Here is a 19474-nt window from a genome sequence, read left to right on the forward strand (position 1 = left end):
GTACATACAAGGAGCAATAACATGCAAAACCAACTGAAAACCGCGATTCGTTTTGATGACTTCCTTGCCGTATTTGGTGCACAGGGTGTCGTCGCTATGGCCTGGTGGCTTGGAGCCAAGCACGGCGCTCAGATACGCACGGAAGAACAGGGCTTTCCTTTTCTGTACGTCACCGGTCCTGCAGGCAGTGGCAAAACGACGTTGCTCAGCTACCTGTCGGCGCTCAACGGCGTTGACTCAGTGACCTGTTATGCACCGGCATATGCAACACCTCAGGGCCTCGCGCGGATTCTGGCCAACGCGGGTGAACAGCCAGTGATCCTTGAAGATGGTTACGATGCTGAGCGCAGGTTCGATTGGAGTCAGCTCGCGCCACTCTATGACGGCGGATCGGTTTCGGTGTCCCAAAGTGAGCAGGCTGAAATTACCTTCAAGGGAACATTGGTCATCAGTGCCACCCCTCCCCTCAAATGCAGTCAGGCATTCACAAGCCGTACGGTTCACATCGACCTAAATACGCCGCACACCGCTAATAGCCGCCACCACGCACAAGCAATGCAACAGTTCACGGCCGAGCAAGCCAATAAATTCAGCCATGCCGTACAGAAGCAGGCGGATCAGACAATCAACATGGTCAGGAGGCTGGCCCCGGCTTACGCAGCGTCGCTTTACGACAATCACTCGGCTCAACCGACTGCCCGTGCAGCCCAGATTGGCGGGCTTCTTATGGCATTGGTAGATGTGCTCAGCCTCCTGCTCAATCTCAGCGATGAACAGCGTCGCAAGGCGCTGGCTCAAGTAGAGCAAAACGTTGTCATGGCAGATCTCCCGTACTGATTGACCGTCACTGATGCTTTAGGCGCTGCAAAGCCGGCCCCTCCAAAGGAGAAGCACCATGCAAAACATCGTCAGTGTGAGCGGCGGAAAGGCCAGTACAGCCACCTTATTGCTAGCCATCGTCCAAGAGGTTCCTAATTTGCAGGCTGTCTTCGCAGACACCGCCCACGAACAATGCCTCGACGCTATTCCCGCTCTCACCCAAGCACTCACAGCGACCAACCAGGAGCGGTGCCGGTTTATCTGCGAGATCCAAACAGACGACTCAAAGCCATCCGGAGAAGCCCGGCCGAGGTTCATTCATCAATCGTTTCGGATGTGAGGGGAGCATCATGAACACAGCTTTTATTCTTATGGCCCAGTACGACGGCCAGGCGATCATCCCGCTTGATCAAGTGTGCCGGGATTACTTCACCCATCTGACGCCGGACATGTTCCAGCGCAAGGTGATAAGTGGCCAGATCAAGATTCCGATCACCCGGCTGGAGGCGAGCCAGAAGTCGGCCAAGGGTGTTCACATCGGCGACCTGGCTGCGTACCTCGATCTCCAGCGCGCCGCCGCTGTCAAAGAAAACAGTCAGCTCAACGGCTTAAAACCCGCCTGTTAAGCCATTTCATTGATGCGGCGCCCAGTTGGACGGGCGCCCTCAATATCTTCTCGTGCCATTCCCACCCCACATACCGATCACCTTTTCCGCGCAGGTGGGTGTATCTCCGCATCGAGTTCCAATCCCGATGGCCAGAAACGCTCGCCACACGCGGAATGTCCCAGTCCATTTCAAACAAGCGACTGACACCTTCATGGCGCAGGTCGTGGAAGTGCAGATCTGCGATCTCCAGGAACTTGCATGCTTTCGCCCATGATGAAGAGATTGACTCAGGACTGTAGGGGAAAATGTCGTCGCCAGCCTTCGGCATTGACTGAAGGATCTGCCACGATTCGTCCGGCAGGTAACACCAAACATCGTTACCGATCTTCTGCCCAGGGTTTTTCATGTCACGCACCAGCACTCGCTGACCAGCCTCGTCGACGTCCGCCCAGCGAATACGGGTTATTTCATCCAGCCGACGCGTGGAGAACAGGGCGAACCCTACGACCTTCAACATATTGGTGACAGTCGGGCGCCTCGCCTGCATGGACTGGTAGTGCGTCAGCACCTTTTCCAACTCGTCCAGTGTAGGTCGGCGGTCACGCTCGCGGCTCTTGAGGTTGTAGCCCAGCTTGCGCAGCACCCGGCGGGCGCCGCCCATTGCCAGCGGATCGACCTGGTAACCCCAAGCGTCTTTGGCAATCGCCAGAACAGCACCGAGGTGCGCCAGGTCGTTACCGGCGGTTTGTGGCTGGACCCCGCCGCCCTCTTGGCTCATTCGCCAAAGTGCGAAATCGACCAGGCACTGGGTATTGATGTCCGTATCAGTCAACTTGCCCAGGTACGTCTCGGAAATCGCATTGAGTGTGGCGCGCTTGGTCTTGCCCAGCGGCCTGGCTTTCTCAACTTCGACCAGGTAGCGATCAGTCATATCTTTGACTGTGGCCCCCTTTCGGCTCGCTCGCTCGATTGCGCCAGGCTCATCCAGCTCCGACTCACGCTTACGCGCCCAAGCCTGGGCGGCCTGTTTTCGGGCGAAGCTTTGGGCCTCTTGGTAGACTTGCACACCATCACGTTTAATGCGGATCTGCGCCGTATACATCGCAGTCCCGTCGGTCAGTTTTCTTGCTCGGATCGTAGCCATAGGGAAAGTGGTAAACGTCAGTTTTGAAGTGGTAAATTTTACCACCGAGATGGAAAAAACACCCGAAAACACCCGGAAACGCCCAAAAACACGCCGAGAATACATTGAGCAAAATGATTCAAAAACAGAGCTTTAGCCCAACAAAATCAAGCCCCGCGCTATCTCGGCGATTTAGCGTTGCACCCATGATGGACTGGACCGACCGCCATTGCCGTTTCTTCCTACGCCTCCTGTCGAAGAACGCCCTGCTCTACACCGAAATGGTCACCACCGGCGCACTCCTCAACGGCGATCACGAACGTTTCCTCCGTCACAACGAAGCCGAGCACCCGTTGGCGCTGCAGTTGGGTGGTAGTGTTCCGCTGGATCTGGCCGCTTGCGCACGCATGGCGCAGGAGCATGGTTACGACGAAGTGAATCTGAATGTTGGCTGCCCGAGTGATCGGGTGCAGAACAATATGATCGGTGCGTGCCTGATGGGGCATCCGCAGTTGGTGGCGGATTGTGTGAAGGCGATGCGCGATGCGGTGTCGATTCCGGTGACGGTGAAGCATCGGATCGGGATCAATGGGCGGGACAGTTACGCCGAGTTGTGTGATTTCGTCGGGACGGTGCGGGATGCCGGGTGTACCAGTTTTACCGTGCATGCGCGGATTGCGATTCTGGAGGGCTTGTCGCCGAAGGAGAATCGCGACATTCCGCCGTTGCGGTATGACGTGGCGGCGCAGTTGAAGGCGGATTTTCCGGAGCTGGAGATTGTGCTGAACGGCGGGATCAAGACGATGGAGGCCTGCCATGAGCATTTGAAGACTTTTGACGGTGTGATGCTTGGGCGTGAGGCTTATCACAATCCGTATTTGCTGGCTGAGGTGGATCAGCAGTTGTTCGGCAGCAGCGCGCCTGTGATCAGCCGTGCCGAGGCGCTGGCGCAGTTGCGGCCGTATATCGCCGAGCATCTGCAGGCCGGTGGTGCGATGCATCACATCACCCGGCATGTGCTGGGGCTGGGTACCGGGTTCCCGGGGGCGCGTAAATTCCGCCAGTTGTTGTCGGTGGATATTCACAAGGCCAAGGATCCGTTGGCGTTGCTGGATCAGGCTGGCGAGTTACTGCAAGGGCGTTGATGCCCTCCCTCCGTAAAACGTGCCAGGCGGGTTGATCCGCCTGGCGTGCGCATCACCCCGCCGCCGCTTCCGTCCAGTTCACCCAGCCAAACACCCACGTCGCCAGAATCAACAAGCCAAACGCGATCCGATACCAGGCGAACGCGGCGTAGCTGTGGTTGGCGATGAATTTGAGCAGGCCGCGCACGGCGATCATGGCGAAGATGAACGCGATGACAAAACCGAGGGCGAACACTGGCAGGTCACTGGCCTGGAACAGGTCGCGGTATTTGTAGCCGGAGTACACCGCGGCGCCGACCATGGTCGGCATGGCGAGGAAAAACGAGAACTCTGTGGCGGCTTTCCGGGACAAGCCGAACAATAAACCGCCGATGATGGTTGAGCCGGAGCGCGACGTGCCGGGGATCATGGCCAGGCATTGCACGAAACCGATTTTCAACGCGTCTGACCAGCGCATGTCGTCGACATGATCGACGCTCACCACATGGCTGCGCTGTTCGGCCCACAACATGACGATGCCGCCCACCACCAAGGCCATGGCCACAGTGATCGGGTTAAACAGGTATTGATGGATTTTGTCAGCGAACAGTACGCCGAGGACCACCGCCGGCAGGAAAGCTATCAGCAGGTTGAGGGTGAAACGTTGTGCATTGCGTTGGGTCGGCAGGCCTTTGACGATGTCGAAGATCTTCGGGCGAAACTCCCAGACCACGGCCAGAATCGCGCCCAGCTGAATAATGATGTTGAACGCCATCGCGCGTTCGCCGCCGAAGTCCAGCAAGTCAGCGACGATGATCTGGTGGCCGGTACTGGAGATCGGCAAGAACTCGGTCAGGCCTTCTACCGCGCCCAATATCAACACCTGGATAAAGGTCCAGAAATCCATTAATCCTCCGTCAGAGCGCTCTTGATGAGCGACCGGTCAACTGCATTCAGGAATTGAGTATCTGAAGTTAAACAATCGGTATAACGCGACACCCATTGCCTGATCAGGCGACGGAGAATATGTCTTATCAAAAGACACACTCAAGCCATGTTAATAAACGTCCGCCTACGAACTACACGAAAAATATTTAGGGCTATAGTAGAAAAAAGTTCGACTGGCCAATAAAGTGTGATCCAGCTCACATTGTCTCAGGATCGTCGACAGTGGCAATTGGACATGAACAAAGCCATCGCCATAGATTCAAAATAGTGGCACAATTCCACATCGCCATCATGTAACGACTAGTTCACAACCCCGAGAAAATCAACTAAAAGCTTGAAATGCTTAATTATTGTTAGAAAACTCGGGAGCCACGTCTAAAAATCGCGTGAATGTTACCAATTGTCAGTCACAGATGAGAACCGGTGCTTTAACATCCCGATGTCAGCACCTAATTCGAGTCAAAGCATGATGCTCTCAGGGAACTTGGCGACTAGAAGTCCGCGCCCGACAAACGACGTACCCGGTGTTCTCACACTGGGCCGTACCCGTGGCGTGGCCGAACATTTTAGTGCGCTGATCGCAAAGCACGTACGCACTGATATGGCACTTGAGGCCAGTTCGTACACTAGTTCCTATAACAATGAACTTTCTGGTTCGTATCGAGCCATTTTCATCGTTATCGACACTCCGCAAGCGCTGGAAGACAATCTTGCGCTGATCGAGAACCTGCGTTCCGACAACTTGAAACCGATCATTTGCGCGGTCATAACCGGTCGCGGCGCGTTCAACAAGATCAAGTACTTCCTGGCCGGTGCCGACTTCTGTATCAAACTCAATACCCTTTCCGACGAGGGCGACGAGTTGCTCGGTGAATTCTTCAACAGTGAAGAATGGCAGCGGGATATCAATCTGACGCTCGACCCGACGCGCATCTGCCTGCTCGGCGGCGCCAGCCAGAAACTCGACATCTCGTTCGCCGAGATGAAGATCCTGGAAGCCTTTGCGCAGACCAGCAATCACATTCTCAGCCATGATGAAATCGCCAGCATCATGGGGCTCAATACCAATTTCTACGACCCGAGAGCGCTGGAAAAATCCGTCAGCCGCTTGCGTGGAAAAATCAAGGACATGTATGGTACCAACGCGATTCAGAGCATCCGCGGCTACGGCTATCGCCTGATGCGGGGTCTGATATCGACTGCCTGACTCTCGGGCAGCCATCCTCTTTGCATAATCACGAAGGATCGTCATATGCAACCATACAGCTCAAGTTGTACTTCAAATCTACTAATAATCAAGCCATTGAATGAGCACGGCTACACCGAACCATAACAATAAACTTAACAACATAGCAGCAGAACGAGTGGAATTTATCGAGGCCATTTTGGGCCCAGACCCTGCCTGTCGGTTACTTCCAAGGAAGTTATTGCTCGCCTGCCGATTTACCTTTTCGCCCATTTTGGTGCACATTTTAGGAGAGAGACATGGAAACTAGTACAACCCTCCCAAGAAAATATTTTGTCGTCGTGACCAACAGTACAACGTCGCAGCGTGAACTTGAGAGCATTCTGTCCAGCGAGCGCTTCAATTCGTTTGGCACGTCTCAGGCACAAATGTTTATTGAAGGTGCTACTTCGCCCTCTTCCGCTCCCATGCTGATGGAGTTTACTTACCCAAGGGGCACCCGGAAAAACGTTGCCCGCACGATTGAACACGACACCCAGCGCATATTGGCCACCCTCGAGTCGGAATGGTTGTCCGCACAATCGGCGAAGCCGTTTCAAAGTGCAGAGAGCGACACCCGCATTGCCGCCATCGAAGACGCCGCCACCTGCAACGAAACCTGGCATCTGGACAACGATCAAGGCGCGCTGGTGAAGGAAGGCGTCGAAATCAGTCTTACCGGGCTTGAAACCGCGCTGGTGCGCAAAATGCTCCATCACGAAGAACGCGTGGTCAGTCGAGATGACCTGATCCTCAGCATCGGCCGCGAGCCGGAGCAGTATCGTGGCCTGGAAATGTGCCTGAGTCGCCTGCAGGACAAGTTCAAAAACGCGAGTAATGGTGAGCGATTGTTCCGTGCCGTAAGAAACCGCGGTTATTGCCTCATTCAGGAAATCGTTGCGTAAGTACCGCCGATATCCGCGAACAAAACAAACAGAAACGGTGCGATTACAAAAACAACAAGAGCACTCTGTTTGGTTTCACCTCTCCTGGTAAATTCAAGCTCCCTGCCTCCACCCCTCCTACAGTAACAAACACAACATAATTTATTCACCCCCTGCTCTGCGACCTTTTCTAACAGCCTTGTATTTGATTATTAAAAAGTTGGCACTGTGCCATCTTGTTAGAACTCGTCAGACACCCTATCCCGCAATAACTTAGTCTATTGATTGACGACAGTTCGGCCTATCGACGTTGTTACCTCAGGACACTCGTCCAATAACAACAACAAGCCTATCTAGCAACTCGGACTTCAACTGTCGAAACCTGAATGGACGTATTTCTGGGGATATTTCATGGAACTTTCTCTACGGATCAATCGAAATAACGGCCTCAAGGGACTTACCTTCTGGGGCCAATGGGCACTGGCGCAGGCTTTCATTGTTGCGTTGTTATTCATACTGGCTGAACGGCAGACCGGCACCGTCGAGTTCTATTACCGCATGTGCGCAACACTGGCGGTATTGGCCTCGGTACCGGCGTATACGTTTAGCGGCGTGTACCGCAAGCAGGACAATTACCTGACCGGGCTTGGACGCTTGTTCATGGGCTGGTCGATGACCATGGTGGCGCTGGCCGGCATCGCGTTCGTGTGCAAGGCTGACGAGGTGTTCTCCCGCGAGGTGACGCTGAGCTGGGCGGTCTACGGCTTCCTCGGTCAGGCGTTGATGTACGCGCCACTGCATGCCTTTTCCAAGTACTACCAGCGTTCCCGCACCAGCGCGCAGAAGACCCTGATCGTCGGCACTGGCGAACTGGCTCTGGGTCTGGCGAAGAAGATCAGTCAGGTGGAGAACCTGCCGTTGGTAGGTTTGGTCAGCAATGGCGCGACACCGAATCTGGATTCGGATGCACCGCGTGTGGTCGGTGATCAGGAAGATTTGCTCAAGCTGATCAAGGACCATGACATCCGCCGGTTGTACATCACCCTGCCGCTGGCCGAGGCCGCAAAAATCGAAGCGATGTACGTCGACTTGCTCGGCGCCAACGTCGATGTGGTCTGGGTGCCGGACTTGAACAGTCTGACCCTGCTCAACCACTCGGTGAAGGTCGTGGATGGTCTGCCGGCGATCTGCCTCAACGAAAGCCCGCTGACCAGCCGCCCTACTGCTGCGCTGAGCAAGAGTCTGGTGGAAAAAGGCGTGGCGCTGCTGGCGATTATCCTGCTGAGCCCGGTGCTGCTGTTCATCGCGCTGGCGGTGAAGATCAACTCGCCGGGGCCGGTGTTCTTCAAACAGGATCGCCACGGCTGGAACGGCAAGGTGATTCAGGTCTGGAAATTCCGCTCGATGCGCGTGCACGATGATCGTGAAGTGGTTCAGGCCAGCCGTAATGACTCGCGTATTACTGCGGTTGGCCGCTTCATCCGCCGCACCTCGCTGGATGAGCTGCCGCAGTTGTTCAACGTGCTGCAGGGGCAGATGGCCCTGGTCGGCCCGCGTCCGCATGCGGTGGCGCACAACCACTACTATTCGGGGAAAATCCTCGCGTACATGGCCCGTCATCGAATCAAACCGGGTATTACCGGGCTGGCACAGATCAGCGGCTGCCGTGGCGAGACCGACACCATCGACAAGATGCAGCGGCGTGTGGAGATGGACCTGCATTACATCAACAACTGGTCGTTGTGGCTGGATCTGAAGATCCTGGTGAAGACGCCGTTTACGTTGTTGTCGAAAGATATTTATTGATGGGCTGGTGACAAGCCAGGCGATACCGCAAGGGGACGAAAGTCCCCTTTTTTGTGGGTGGGATTTGGGTAGTGGGTCAGGCTGTTGCGAGGGTGGCAGTGCCGACGTCTTCGCGGGCAAGCCCGCTCCCACAGGGGATCTCGGCATGGATCGGGATATGTGCCTCACCACAAAACACTGTGGGAGCGCGGCTTGCCCGCGAAAGCGGTGGGTCAGGCAGCACAGGTGTTGAAAATGCCGACGCCTTCGCGAGCAAGCCCGCTCCCACAGGGTCCGGCGGCGTTCACTCAAATCGGGCACACCACAAAATCACTGTGGGAGCTTGCCTGCAAGCGATAGCGGTGGGTCAGGCAACATGGATTTTGAATGGACTGGCGCCTTCGCGAGCAGGCTCGCTCCCACAGGGATCGGGGGCGTTCACTCAAATCGGGCACACCACAAAATCACTGTGGGAGCTTGCCTGCAAGCGATAGCGGTGGGTCAGGCAGCACAGATGTTGAATGGGCCGACGCCTTCGCGAGTAAGCCCGCTCCCACAGGGATTGGGGTGTGGACCAAGATATTTACTTCATCCTCGAACCACTGTGGGAGCGTGGCTTGCCCGCGAAAGCGGTGGGTCAGGCAGCACAAATGTTGAATGTGCCGCCGCCTTCGCGAGCAAGCCCGCTCCCACAGGTCGAGAAGGCCCGGGGTTTACTCGGTAATCTTCGAGAAGTTGCGGTAGAACATGTCACCCTCGCGGCTATCGGTCATCGAGTGCAGCTGGAAGCTGCGATTGAGCCTGGCGCCGCCGTCACGGGTCAGGGGGGCCCAGACCAGGTTGGCGCGGCGCATGGTCGACATGCTCATCATTTCGTCGAACGGGATCGACAGGTAGATGCCCTTGTCGAAACTACCCTCCCCGTACTCGGCACTGCCAGCCGTGGTGATCGTCGCCCAGGCACCGAAGCGCACCCCATTGAAGAACTCGCGGGAGATGTCCAGCGTGCCGCCCCAGTCGCCGGCCAGGTAGCGACCGACGCTGACCGCAGCCAGTGTGTCGTACGGCAAATCGGTATAACCGGTGATGTGCCCGGTCCAGACCGAGTAGTCGCGCAGGCCGAAACCCTGGTCGAACTCGCGCTGGCGCACATAGTTCAGATCCGCTCCCACCGACCAGCGCTCACCGGTCGGCCGGAACAGCACCTCACCGCCGACACCGGCAAACATCGATTCCAGATAGCCGCCGTAGACCATGCCATACAGGTCCTTGTCCAACTGCTCGGCATGGCTGACCTGGAACAACGGCATGGTCACTTCCGAGGTGGTCAGATATTGACGCAAATCGGTACGCACCCGCGGCAGGCCGCTTGGTGCATCGTAGGTGAACTTGTCGAAGTTGTTCACCAGGTTGGCACTGAGCAGACCGTTCCACCAGGTGTTGCGGTTGAAGCGGTACTCGGCATCCGCGTCGGCACTGAACTGATAGAGCAAACCATCAGGCCCGCCAACGTTCTGCTTGAAGCCCAGCCCAACGCCATAATTGAAGTGCTGCGGCGCTTCGCTGTAGAGGGTTTTCTCGTTGTGCGGCATCGCCGGGTTGATCTCGGTGGTGCGGTGCAACGACTCCAGCGGCTCCTCGTTGTTGATCACTTCGCGGAAGGTCTGGCGCGGCACGCTGGTCTCTTCCAGCGGCAGGTCGTAGCGCTTGTTGACCACGGTGAACCAGTTGATGTCGTCGTTCACGCTGTTATCGAGAATCCGGCTCGCGCGGCCAACGGCCTTCGACGAATGGAAGTAACGCTGCTGCTCGCCGTAGACGATCAGCTCGGAATCACGCTGACTGATGCGCTCGACCTTGTACCCGGCATTCTGCTGCAAGCGTTGCGACACGTCGGCCCAGTTGACCTGTTCCATCGGCGTGGTCGGCATCTTCGCCGGCAGCGGCTCCGGCGTCGGATCGTAGGTCTTGGCCGGCGCCTTGCGGCTGACGAAATTGGTGTGGAACGTGATGCCAAACATCGCCGTATTGCCCCGCTCCCACGCCGCGCTGACGTCCACCGAATCGGCCACCTTGAACACCGCGCCGAAGTTGATCGGCGAGTCTTGCTTGATCACGTTGTCCTTGGGCTCGTGCTTGTAGTCGTTGCCTTCGTATTCGAGTTTCAGGCTGAGTCGGTCCCACGGTGTCTGATAGCTCACACCACCAAAGAACGAAGGCTTGCCGCGAAAGTACGAACCCGAGTTGACGTCACCGGTACCTTCGAGAGCCGGTCGAGTGTCGAAGCGATCGCTGACGTAGCCCAGCGGGTTGTCGAGATCACCGCGATTACCGAGATAACCCCAGGCAATGCCGGCGCTGAAATCGAAATTGTCGAAGCGCTTGTTAGCGACGAAAAACTCACTGGAGAACAAGCCCGTACCACCGATGTCTCGGAAGCCCAGCGCGACTTCCGGCGCCCAGTGGCTTTCCTGCCACAGCCGGACTTTAGCGTCGACCGCCTTGTCCTTGTAGCTCTGGCTGCCACTCAGCGCCTCGGAGCCGTACGGCCGGTTGGTGATCGCGGTGTAACGGAACGAACCTTCGAGCCAGTCCAGCGGCTGCAAGGACACGCTGTAGCGGCTGTAAGGCTCGGTGCGGTTGGCGTTGACGCTCAGCTCTCCGGCCGGAGCCATGCGCGCGGTCGGGGTCTGCAACAGACCGGTGCCGCCGAAATCATTTTGGGTAATACGCGGCTCGGCATGCACCAGACCGCACGGCAATAACAACACAGCTGCAAAACGTAACTTCAACGAACCACCTCAGCCAGCTGCGTGGCAATCAATTCGGCCAACTGCTGATTCAGTTCAGGAACAGGCGGATCCAGATCATCGTTTTTCACCGGCACCAGAATCTTGCTGCCGGCCACGGGGAACTGCCCGCTCTCGCGATTCCAATGCGCAATGCCCACACGTCGCACCGCCCCATTGGGCTGGATCAGCCACAGGTAATCGGCCTCGGCATCGTCCAGCGGCGTGCAGCTTTCCAGATACTCACGCGCCTCCAGCAAGGGCTGATAAGGCAGGTGGCAGGTCTCGGCGACCGCGCCCAGCACTTGCACCTCCTCGACCCGTTTCGGGTAGATCAGCCGATCGCCATCGTCGAGCCGAATGTTGCGCGCGAAACCGACTTCCACCGCGACCGGATCGAGGTCCGCGACTTGGCGGCCGGTAACCGGCATCTGCCGCACCTGCTCGGCCAGGCGCAGCGCCAGCGCCGCGCGGCTCGGTCGGTCAAACAACGAGGCCATGCGCTGCAACACATCGAGATCGAACAACACCCCGGCCTTGAGCCGCGCCTGCTGTTCCAGCAACGACTGGCGCAGCAACACGCCGGCCAGCCAGTAACCTTCGGCATTCGGTACGGCCACGCTGATCACGTCGAGCAAGCGCCCGCCCGGCGGCAATTCCACCGGCCCCGGATTGGCGACATCGCCGCTGACCGTGACCGCTGCCTGACTGACGCCGCTGAGCAACAGCAACCCCGCCGATAACATTCGCCAGCGCTTCACGGCAGATGCCTGCGATCAGGGGTCAGTTGCACGATGCGCACGCGCATTTGCGCGGTCAGTTGCTGCTCGCTCTGCAGAATGAATCCATCCAGCGGATCGACCCAGTAATGGTTGGTCGCGCGCAGGCCGATCGCCGGGACGTCGATACGTTCGTCGACACGCAGCACGGTGTATTCCTTGTCGAGAATTTGCAGAGTTTGCGTGGATCGGCGAGAGAACCGGCTGTTAACGATCAAACCGACTTCCTGGCCCTTGTACAGGTCGATCCAGCGCTGACTGGTGAAACCATCGACGACTTGATGCAGGCCGCGTTTGAACGGCGCGTTGTCGGCCAGCCGCGTGCCGTCCAGGTCGCCCTCGACGCCGAGGCCGATGGTGCGCACAGCGAGGCCGTCACGCAGCAGCAACACCTGTTTGCCGGAGGCGACCCAGAACTGCAGGTCTTCCCGCTCGCGCACCAGCGCCAGCACCCCGGAGCCAGACGGCGTGGTCAGTTTGACTTGCGGATACTTGACCTCGGCCACCTGGGCCGCGCTCACGTCCAGCTCGTCCGGGCCGATCACCGCCGACTTGAGGTTGCGCACCGAAGCGGTCATCAGCGGGTTACAGCCACACAACATCAAGGCCGCCATCAGGCAGACACCAACTTTCAAGGTTTTCACGGTCGGCCTTATTTGCTGTTGTTACTGAATTCGCTCCAGTTCTTCGCAGCGGAAGCCCCGGTCCCGACAATCGATGCCGACGGCACCAGTTGACTGATGAAGCGGTTCCAGCGCGTGACGTTGGCCGGGCCGACGTAAACCACATCCTGAGGGCGCACTTCAAAGTGCGAAGCGAGTGCCATGGCGGTCGGCGACTGGGCTTCCAGTTGATAGATCTTCGCCGGCTCGACATCGAGGTTTTCCACCCCGCGAATCACGTACACCGCGTTGCCGTTGGAGGTGGTCTGGCTCAAGCCGCCGACCGAACCGAGCACGTCGGAGAGGTTCATCGTCGCGGTCTTGAAACTCAGCGCACGGGGCTGATTGACTTCGCCCATGACGTAGATGCGCTTGTTGTCGTTGTACGGCAGGTACAGCTGATCGCCGCCCTTGAGGAAGACGTGCTGCAATTCGGAATCCTGCTGGTTGAGCGAGTCGAGATTGAGCGGATACACCCGGCCATTGCGGGTCAGCAACAGGCCCGACAGGTCGGCGTTGTTGGTGTCGATGCCGGCAGTACCGAGGGCCTCGACCACGCTCAGCGGGTTGGTGGAAATCGGTTGTGGCCCGGCCTTGGCCACGGCGCCGGAAACCACCACTTTCTGACTGGCGAAACGCAGCACCGCGACATCCACCTGCGGCTCGGCGATGAACGCCGACAGGCGGGTTTCGATGTCCGAGCGCAGCTGTTGAATAGTCTTGCCGGCCGCCTGCACTTCCTTGATGAACGGGTAGTACAGCGTGCCATCGGAGCGCACCAGTCGACCGTTGGCGTCGATCTGCTGTTGTGCCCCCGATGGTGCGGTCAGCTCCGGGTGATCCCACACCGTGATGTACAGCACATCGTTGCTGCCGATGCGGTATTCCGCAGGCGTTGCCAACAGTTCCGCCGGTACCGTTTCACGCTTTTGTGTGGCGCGGGTCATCGAGATCAGCTTGGGCGTGATCGGGATCAGCTCGACCCGACTGCTTTCGCTGGCGCCCTGGCGCGTGATGTCGCCGGTGCTCAGGTATTGGCCGGGGGAAAACATGCAACCTTGCAAAGCGATACTTGCCAACAGCAAAAGAGAAAAACTACGAGTCATAATGGCACTACGCTATTCAAGGGCGAATCTAAAAATAAAGTCACCCGACTTGCGTCGGGCGACCCTGTACTGCACTAACAAATGTTCCTGTTAGTTGTGCGTGCCGGTGGTGCCGGTAGTACCGGTGGTGCCAGTGGTACCGCCGTTGGCACTTCCGCCGCTGTTGGACGCTGCGACTGCACTGGCAACCATTGCAGTACTGGCAGCAGGCGCTGTAGAAGCCGCAACACTGCCAGATACATTGGTCACCGCAGTTAGCGGCGCTTCAGCAGCGGACGCCCAGTTGCTCAACATCGTCAACAGGGCAATCGCCATCACTTTTTTCATATCAACTCCTTTCTAACATTCGACCTGTTAAAAACCGGTCTTTGTTAGCGGTGGTAGCGTTCAAGTCCGCGAAAAGCGCGAACAAGATCCGTCGTTCTTTCACAGTCTTACCCAACTGATAAAAGTCGAACGGCAGGTTTATATCTACGGACTTGCAAAAGGCATTTCCAGCGTATTTTCCCGACGATATCTAACAGCTGACCGAAACTAACATTCAGTATTAGAACGACATCATTCGAGATAACCGCGTGGATGATTCGATTGCCAGCGCCAGGTATCGGTGACCATGTCCTGCAGACTGCGCGTGGCTTTCCAGCCGAGTTCTTTTTGCGCTTTCGAGGCGTCGGCCCAGCTCTCGGCAATGTCCCCGCTGCGCCGTGGCATCACCCGGTACGGCACCGGACGTCCACTGGCTTGTTCGAAAGCATGCAGCACTTGCATCACGCTGTAGCCGTCGCCGGTGCCAAGGTTCCAGGTATGAATGCCCGGACGGTCGGCAATCGATTGCAAGGCTTTGAGATGGCCATCGGCGAGGTCGACGACGTGGATGTAATCGCGCACTCCGGTGCCATCGATCGTCGGGTAATCGTCGCCGAAAATCGACAGTTCCTGCAGGCTGCCAACCGCGACCTGGCTGATGTAAGGCAGCAGGTTGTTGGGGATGCCGCTGGGGTCTTCGCCCATATGCCCGCTGTGATGCGCGCCGATCGGGTTGAAGTAACGCAGCAAGGCGATGCTCCAGCGCGGCTCGGCCTGGCTCAGGTCGCGCAGCACGTTCTCGACGATCAGCTTGGATTGACCATAAGGATTGGTCGGAATGCCGGTGGGGAAATCCTCGCGGATCGGCATCTGCTCAGGCTCGCCATACACCGTGGCCGAAGAGCTGAACACCAGCCGGAACACCCCCGCTGCGGCCATCGACTGACACAAGGTGATGCTGCCGCCGACGTTGTTCTCGTAGTAATCCAGCGGCTTGCGCACGCTCTCGCCGACGGCTTTGAGCCCGGCAAAATGCAGCACCGCGTCGATCGCATGCTCGCGGAAGATCCGGTCGAGCAACGCCCGGTCGCAGACATCGCCGCGAATCATCAACGCGCTTTTGCCGCAGATACCTTCTATCGCGTGCAATGCCGCATCGCTGCTGTTGCAAAGATTATCCAGTACAACAACTTCATAACCTGCTTCAAGCAGCGCAAGTGTGGTGTGCGAGCCGATATAGCCGGCGCCACCCGTTACCAGAATCTTCATAGCGCGGTCCGTCATTGGATAAGTGACAAGTAGCCTGTCAAGTCCCTTTCATTGAATCTGTGGCGCACCACACAAATAAGGACGACAACAGCCTTAAACAAAATTAGTTCAACCACTGGCAATAAATATTTTTGCAGGTCAAACTGTATTGCCCGGTACTTATTAGCACCCCAAGTACACTCATCACTATCAACAGATACCGACTAAAAATAACTAATAACGCCTTAACCGACATCTCATAACATTGTCATGTTTTACCCCCTGCGCTAATTGCCATTAACAACCTGACTCAGGTATTAAAGTACTCGTTCAATAATCATTGAAACTTGTGCGCTTTGATAAGTGCGCGCACCCGTTGCCTGTGTTCCATGACTGTCCAGGATACTTTTATGATTCGTAAATGTTTGTTCCCCGCTGCCGGTTACGGCACGCGTTTCTTGCCGGCGACCAAAGCCATGCCAAAAGAGATGCTGCCGATCGTCAACAAGCCGTTGATCGAATACGCCGTTGAAGAAGCACGGGACGCCGGCCTGCAACACATGGCCATCGTCACCGGTCGGGGCAAGCGTGCGCTGGAAGACCACTTCGATATCAGCTACGAACTCGAACACCAGATCCGCGGCACCGAGAAAGAGAAATTCCTCGCCGGCACCCGCGAGCTGATCGACACCTGCACCTTTTCCTATACCCGTCAGGTGGAAATGAAGGGCCTCGGTCACGCGATTCTCAGCGGCCGTCCGTTGATCGGCGATGAACCTTTCGCCGTGGTGCTGGCCGATGACCTGTGCCTGAACCTGGAAGGTGACGGCGTGCTGTCGCAGATGATCCAGCTGTACAAGAAATTCCGCTGCTCGATCGTCGCCATCCAGGAAGTCCCGGCCGACCAGACCCACAAATACGGGGTGATCGCCGGCGAGCTGATTTCCGAGGGCATCTACCGGGTCAATAACATGGTGGAAAAACCGGCGCCGCAGGACGCGCCGTCGAACCTGGCGATCATCGGCCGCTACATCCTGACGCCGGACATCTTCGACCTGATCGCCGACACCCAACCGGGCAAGGGCGGCGAGATCCAGATCACCGACGCGCTGATGAAACAGGCGCAGAACGGTTGCGTGCTGGCTTACAAGTTCAAGGGCCTGCGCTTTGACTGCGGCGACGCCGAGGGTTACCTGCAAGCGACCAACTTCTGCTACGACAACGTCTACCTCAAGGGCCGCTGAGACGGTCGCCGCCCACTTCTCTTTTCAGGAGGCAACCCATGAACATGGCACAGCATGCAGCAGAGATTGAACGGGAGGTGGGCAACCTCGGCACGGTGAGCTGGCTGTCACACCATCAGCCGTTGCCCAGCGCCAACGAGTCGTGGCTGGGCAGCATTCTGCTGGTGGAACGCATCGGCATGTTTCCCTCGTCCGGCGACATTCGCCGCACGCTGGCGGATCCCTATCCCCTGCTCGCCCATCTGAAACAACGGTATGCCGAGCAGGCGCTGGAAATGGACGATCGTGATGGCCTGAAGGTGATCTTCAGCGACTGGCGCTTCCGCGTACGCCTGTGCTGCAACGAGCCGGCGATCATCATCAATGTCGAGACGCGGTGTGCCACGCAACTGATGCCGCAGAAGACTGCTGAGCTCCTCAGCCAGATAGATAACTTCAAATAAAAACACTCCCCCTGTAGGAGCTGCGGCACGCTGCGATCTTTTGATTTTGTTTTCAAGAGCAAGATCAAAAGATCGCAGCGTGCCGCAGCTCCTACAAGTCGCAACTGTCCGCGTTGATGCCACTGACGATCCAGCGATAGAAGTAATCGGCAATCACCTTCCCGCCCGTGGCCGGCTGCGGATGAATCTTGTCCGGGCCGATCATCGCCGCCGCATAGCGTTTGACGTCAGGGCCGAACGCGCATTGCAGATTGGCAAAACCCAGCTGCTGCTCATGCGCCCACGGCTGCAGCACCTGCGCATACGCCGACATCGGATAGGCACTGGAACGTGTGGTGTCCTGACGCATGATCAGGTTGATGCTCGCCGCCGGTTGGATCTCGCGGATCATCGTTACCAGGCCCTGAACGTTCTGCAGATACTCCGCAGGTTTGACGCCGAAGCCTTGGTCGTTACCGCCGAGCATGATCAGATAAACGTCGGCGGGGATCTTCGACACGGCGGCTTTCCACTGCACCTGCCATTGCGGGTCGCGGTGATAGAAGTCCGCCGAGGCCGCGCCCGAGGCCGCCAGTTTCGAAACACGCACGCCGTGCTGCTCGTTGCTCAGCCACAGGCCAAACAAGGTCGGTGCGCCCTTCACCACTTCCAGTTTGAATGACCAGTCTGGCGCTGAAGAGAGACCTGCAAGCGGTACTTCCTGAACGCCCGAACCCTTGAGCGTCAATGGCTGCCAGTCTTCTGAGGGTGTCCAACGGTAGCGCAGCTCACTGGCTTCGCCGTTGCCCAGATAGAGCAATTTCGCCTGGGTGACTTGGGTGTCGATGGCCGGTGTCGGGCTGGCATCGATTTGCAGCCAGGCGCCGGGCTTGCCGGTCACCGTGCGGCTATCGGGGCTGGCTTGGCCGAGGCCGGACACTTGCCAGCCACCACCGAAGTATTTTTCGCTGCTGCGGGTGTATTTGAAATGCGTGCCGCCCAGCGCGGCGCCGTGGTTGAAACCGACGTAACCGGGACCGGCAAAACCGACCTCGCCGGCCACGCGCTGCACCAGTTTGTTCAGGTAGAAATCCTGCCCGGCGCTGTAGCTGTCGCCGATCACCGAGACCGACAAGACCTTCCCGGCCTTGCCTTCGCGCCACTGCGCAAAGCGCTCGCGGGCATCGCCTACCTCAACCATCGACGCTGCGACGGGCTGAGCGTCATTTACTGCCAACATGCATTATTTCCTTCAGTCTGGAATGGCCCGTTCGCGAGCAAGCCCGCTCCCACATTGGATCTCGGCAACTCGCACAATCCCTGTGGGAGCGGGTTTGCTCGCGAAGCTTTTCAGCTATTGGCCGGCACCACCGGAGTAACGCTCGCCACCGGTTTTTTCTTCGCCGCACGCTCGCCCAAAAACAGCACCAAAGTGACATTGAAGCGGCTGAAAATCATCGACAGCACCACCGGCCCCAACAGACCGAACAGCAGCCCACTGAGCACCAGAATGCTTTCGTCTTTCACTCCCAGCCGCCCCATGACAAACCGCGAAGTCGCCGCGAACAGCACATGGAACAGAAAGATCGCGTAAGAGTAGCCGCCCAGCCAGGTCAGCCACTTCGAGCGCATGTCACTCGACAGCAAGGCGATGCAGGACACGCAGCCCACGGTCAGACCGATCAGACTGCGGCGGTCGACGATCAACTCACGATCAATCGCCGCCACGTACAGCAGCGTCAACGAAATCAACACAAACACCAGCGGCCCGATCACCTTGAACCGCTGCTTCAACGCCTCGACATTTTCCTGGCCGATCATCCCCGCCACAAAAAACGGCAGCAGGTAAATCGCGCCATTGATGCCGAACGCATCGAGCTTGAACGGCGGCAACAGAAACACCGCCGCAGCGAAGGCGAACAGCAGATACAAGCGCGTCATCGAGCGCAGCATCCCGCGCCATTCCAGCAGCCCGACGAACATGAAAATGATGAACACCGCCTGCAGGAACCAGAAGTGATTGACCGGTACCCAGAACGACAGCAACGCATCAATCACGCCGACATCCTTGTTCACCCCCGGCCCTACCGCCTGCAACACCGAGAACGGCACACCGACGCAAAACAGCGGCACGATCAGCCGTCGTACCTTGCCGCTGAAGAACGCGGAAAAGTCATTGCCGCGAATTTTGTAGATCGAATAGATGTAGCCGGAAATGAAGGTGAACAGCGGCATGCGCACGTACACCATCGAGTCGGCGATCACCCGAAACGGCGAGCCGAGATCGATCTTCAAGCCCCCGCCCAACGGGCCAATGACGTGATAGAGCACCAGCAGCAGGCACGCCAGGCCACGCAGGGTTTCGATCTCCAGCGATTTTTTCTTGCTCGACATACAGCACC

Annotated in this window: 19 protein-coding genes; 9 read left to right on the top strand and 10 right to left on the bottom strand. The window is 57.7% G+C overall.

Annotated elements, in window-relative coordinates; all coding sequences use genetic code 11:
- The first annotated feature begins 21 nt into the window (after positions 1–21).
- Genes HDC30_RS04645 through HDC30_RS04655 form a run of 3 tightly spaced genes read left to right on the top strand, consistent with a single transcriptional unit; the run spans position 22 to position 1445 of the window.
- Positions 22–837: an ATP-binding protein gene (locus HDC30_RS04645; protein ID WP_183781155.1), complete on the top strand. Its 816-nt coding sequence runs from the start codon at positions 22–24 to the stop codon at positions 835–837.
- A 58-nt stretch (positions 838–895) separates the two neighbouring features.
- Positions 896–1159, top strand: a complete 264-nt coding sequence (locus tag HDC30_RS04650) for a phosphoadenosine phosphosulfate reductase family protein (protein ID WP_183781158.1) — start codon at positions 896–898, stop codon at positions 1157–1159.
- Positions 1160–1169: 10 nt separating this feature from the next.
- Positions 1170–1445 carry a pyocin activator PrtN family protein gene (locus tag HDC30_RS04655; protein ID WP_183781161.1) on the top strand — a complete coding sequence of 92 codons (276 nt, stop codon included), beginning with the start codon at positions 1170–1172 and terminating at the stop codon, positions 1443–1445.
- Here the strand turns inward: HDC30_RS04655 and HDC30_RS04660 are convergent.
- Positions 1420–2571: a site-specific integrase gene (locus tag HDC30_RS04660; RefSeq protein WP_183781355.1), complete on the bottom strand. Its 1152-nt coding sequence runs from the start codon at positions 2569–2571 to the stop codon at positions 1420–1422. The two genes, HDC30_RS04655 and HDC30_RS04660, sit on opposite strands and share 26 nt — an antisense overlap.
- Positions 2572–2684: 113 nt before the next feature.
- Between HDC30_RS04660 and dusA the strand changes: the two genes are divergently transcribed.
- Entirely contained in the window at positions 2685–3695 is a 1011-nt protein-coding gene (gene dusA, locus HDC30_RS04665) for a tRNA dihydrouridine(20/20a) synthase DusA (RefSeq protein ID WP_183781164.1), read from the top strand.
- Positions 3696–3747: 52 nt separating this feature from the next.
- On the opposite strand, the gene HDC30_RS04670 is transcribed toward dusA, so the two are convergent.
- Complete coding sequence (locus HDC30_RS04670) at positions 3748–4581, bottom strand: undecaprenyl-diphosphate phosphatase (protein WP_123588482.1); 834 nt, start codon at positions 4579–4581, stop codon at positions 3748–3750.
- Between the two features lie 507 nt (positions 4582–5088).
- On the opposite strand from HDC30_RS04670, the gene HDC30_RS04675 reads away from it, so the two are divergent.
- The 3 genes from HDC30_RS04675 (at position 5089) to HDC30_RS04685 (ending at position 8537) form a co-directional block, all read left to right on the top strand.
- On the top strand, positions 5089–5829 hold the full coding sequence (locus tag HDC30_RS04675; RefSeq protein WP_183781167.1) for a winged helix-turn-helix domain-containing protein: 741 nt from the start codon (positions 5089–5091) through the stop codon (positions 5827–5829).
- 278 nt (positions 5830–6107) lie between these two features.
- Entirely contained in the window at positions 6108–6752 is a 645-nt protein-coding gene (locus HDC30_RS04680) for a helix-turn-helix domain-containing protein (protein ID WP_183781171.1), read from the top strand.
- Positions 6753–7142: 390 nt separating this feature from the next.
- Positions 7143–8537 (top strand): undecaprenyl-phosphate glucose phosphotransferase, encoded by a 1395-nt coding sequence (locus tag HDC30_RS04685; RefSeq protein ID WP_183781175.1) that lies wholly within the window; start codon positions 7143–7145, stop codon positions 8535–8537.
- Positions 8538–9229: 692 nt separating this feature from the next.
- Here the strand turns inward: HDC30_RS04685 and HDC30_RS04690 are convergent.
- The 6 genes from HDC30_RS04690 to galE form a co-directional block, all read right to left on the bottom strand.
- Positions 9230–11308 carry a YjbH domain-containing protein gene (locus tag HDC30_RS04690; protein WP_183781178.1) on the bottom strand — a complete coding sequence of 693 codons (2079 nt, stop codon included), beginning with the start codon at positions 11306–11308 and terminating at the stop codon, positions 9230–9232.
- Complete coding sequence (locus HDC30_RS04695; protein ID WP_311659166.1) at positions 11305–12066, bottom strand: capsule biosynthesis GfcC family protein; 762 nt, start codon at positions 12064–12066, stop codon at positions 11305–11307. Before HDC30_RS04695 ends, HDC30_RS04690 begins: the two co-directional genes overlap by 4 nt.
- A complete protein-coding gene (locus HDC30_RS04700) occupies positions 12063–12728 on the bottom strand; it encodes a YjbF family lipoprotein (RefSeq protein WP_096797781.1) in 666 nt (221 codons plus the stop codon). The genes HDC30_RS04695 and HDC30_RS04700 overlap by 4 nt, the downstream gene beginning before the upstream one ends.
- A gap of 8 nt (positions 12729–12736) precedes the next feature.
- Entirely contained in the window at positions 12737–13798 is a 1062-nt protein-coding gene (locus HDC30_RS04705) for a polysaccharide biosynthesis/export family protein (RefSeq protein ID WP_150369267.1), read from the bottom strand.
- Positions 13799–13942: 144 nt separating this feature from the next.
- A complete protein-coding gene (locus HDC30_RS04710; protein ID WP_003226528.1) occupies positions 13943–14179 on the bottom strand; it encodes a hypothetical protein in 237 nt (78 codons plus the stop codon).
- Between the two features lie 231 nt (positions 14180–14410).
- A complete protein-coding gene (gene galE / locus HDC30_RS04715; RefSeq protein WP_027611482.1) occupies positions 14411–15427 on the bottom strand; it encodes a UDP-glucose 4-epimerase GalE in 1017 nt (338 codons plus the stop codon).
- A gap of 389 nt (positions 15428–15816) precedes the next feature.
- On the opposite strand from galE, the gene galU reads away from it, so the two are divergent.
- Both galU and HDC30_RS04725 read left to right on the top strand, forming a co-directional pair.
- On the top strand, positions 15817–16650 hold the full coding sequence (galU, locus tag HDC30_RS04720) for a UTP--glucose-1-phosphate uridylyltransferase GalU (RefSeq protein WP_027611481.1): 834 nt from the start codon (positions 15817–15819) through the stop codon (positions 16648–16650).
- 38 nt (positions 16651–16688) lie between these two features.
- A complete protein-coding gene (locus HDC30_RS04725) occupies positions 16689–17093 on the top strand; it encodes a mannose-1-phosphate guanylyltransferase (RefSeq protein WP_183781183.1) in 405 nt (134 codons plus the stop codon).
- Between the two features lie 91 nt (positions 17094–17184).
- On the opposite strand, the gene HDC30_RS04730 is transcribed toward HDC30_RS04725, so the two are convergent.
- Positions 17185–18312 (bottom strand): GDSL-type esterase/lipase family protein, encoded by a 1128-nt coding sequence (locus tag HDC30_RS04730; protein WP_183781186.1) that lies wholly within the window; start codon positions 18310–18312, stop codon positions 17185–17187.
- 110 nt (positions 18313–18422) lie between these two features.
- The gene (locus HDC30_RS04735) at positions 18423–19466 is read right to left on the bottom strand and encodes an acyltransferase family protein (protein WP_183781189.1); all 1044 of its coding nucleotides are present in this window, start codon (positions 19464–19466) and stop codon (positions 18423–18425) included.
- Positions 19467–19474 lie beyond the last annotated feature (8 nt).

The organism is Pseudomonas sp. JAI115 (assembly GCF_014200835.1).
GTDB classification, from domain to species: domain Bacteria; phylum Pseudomonadota; class Gammaproteobacteria; order Pseudomonadales; family Pseudomonadaceae; genus Aquipseudomonas; species Aquipseudomonas putida_A.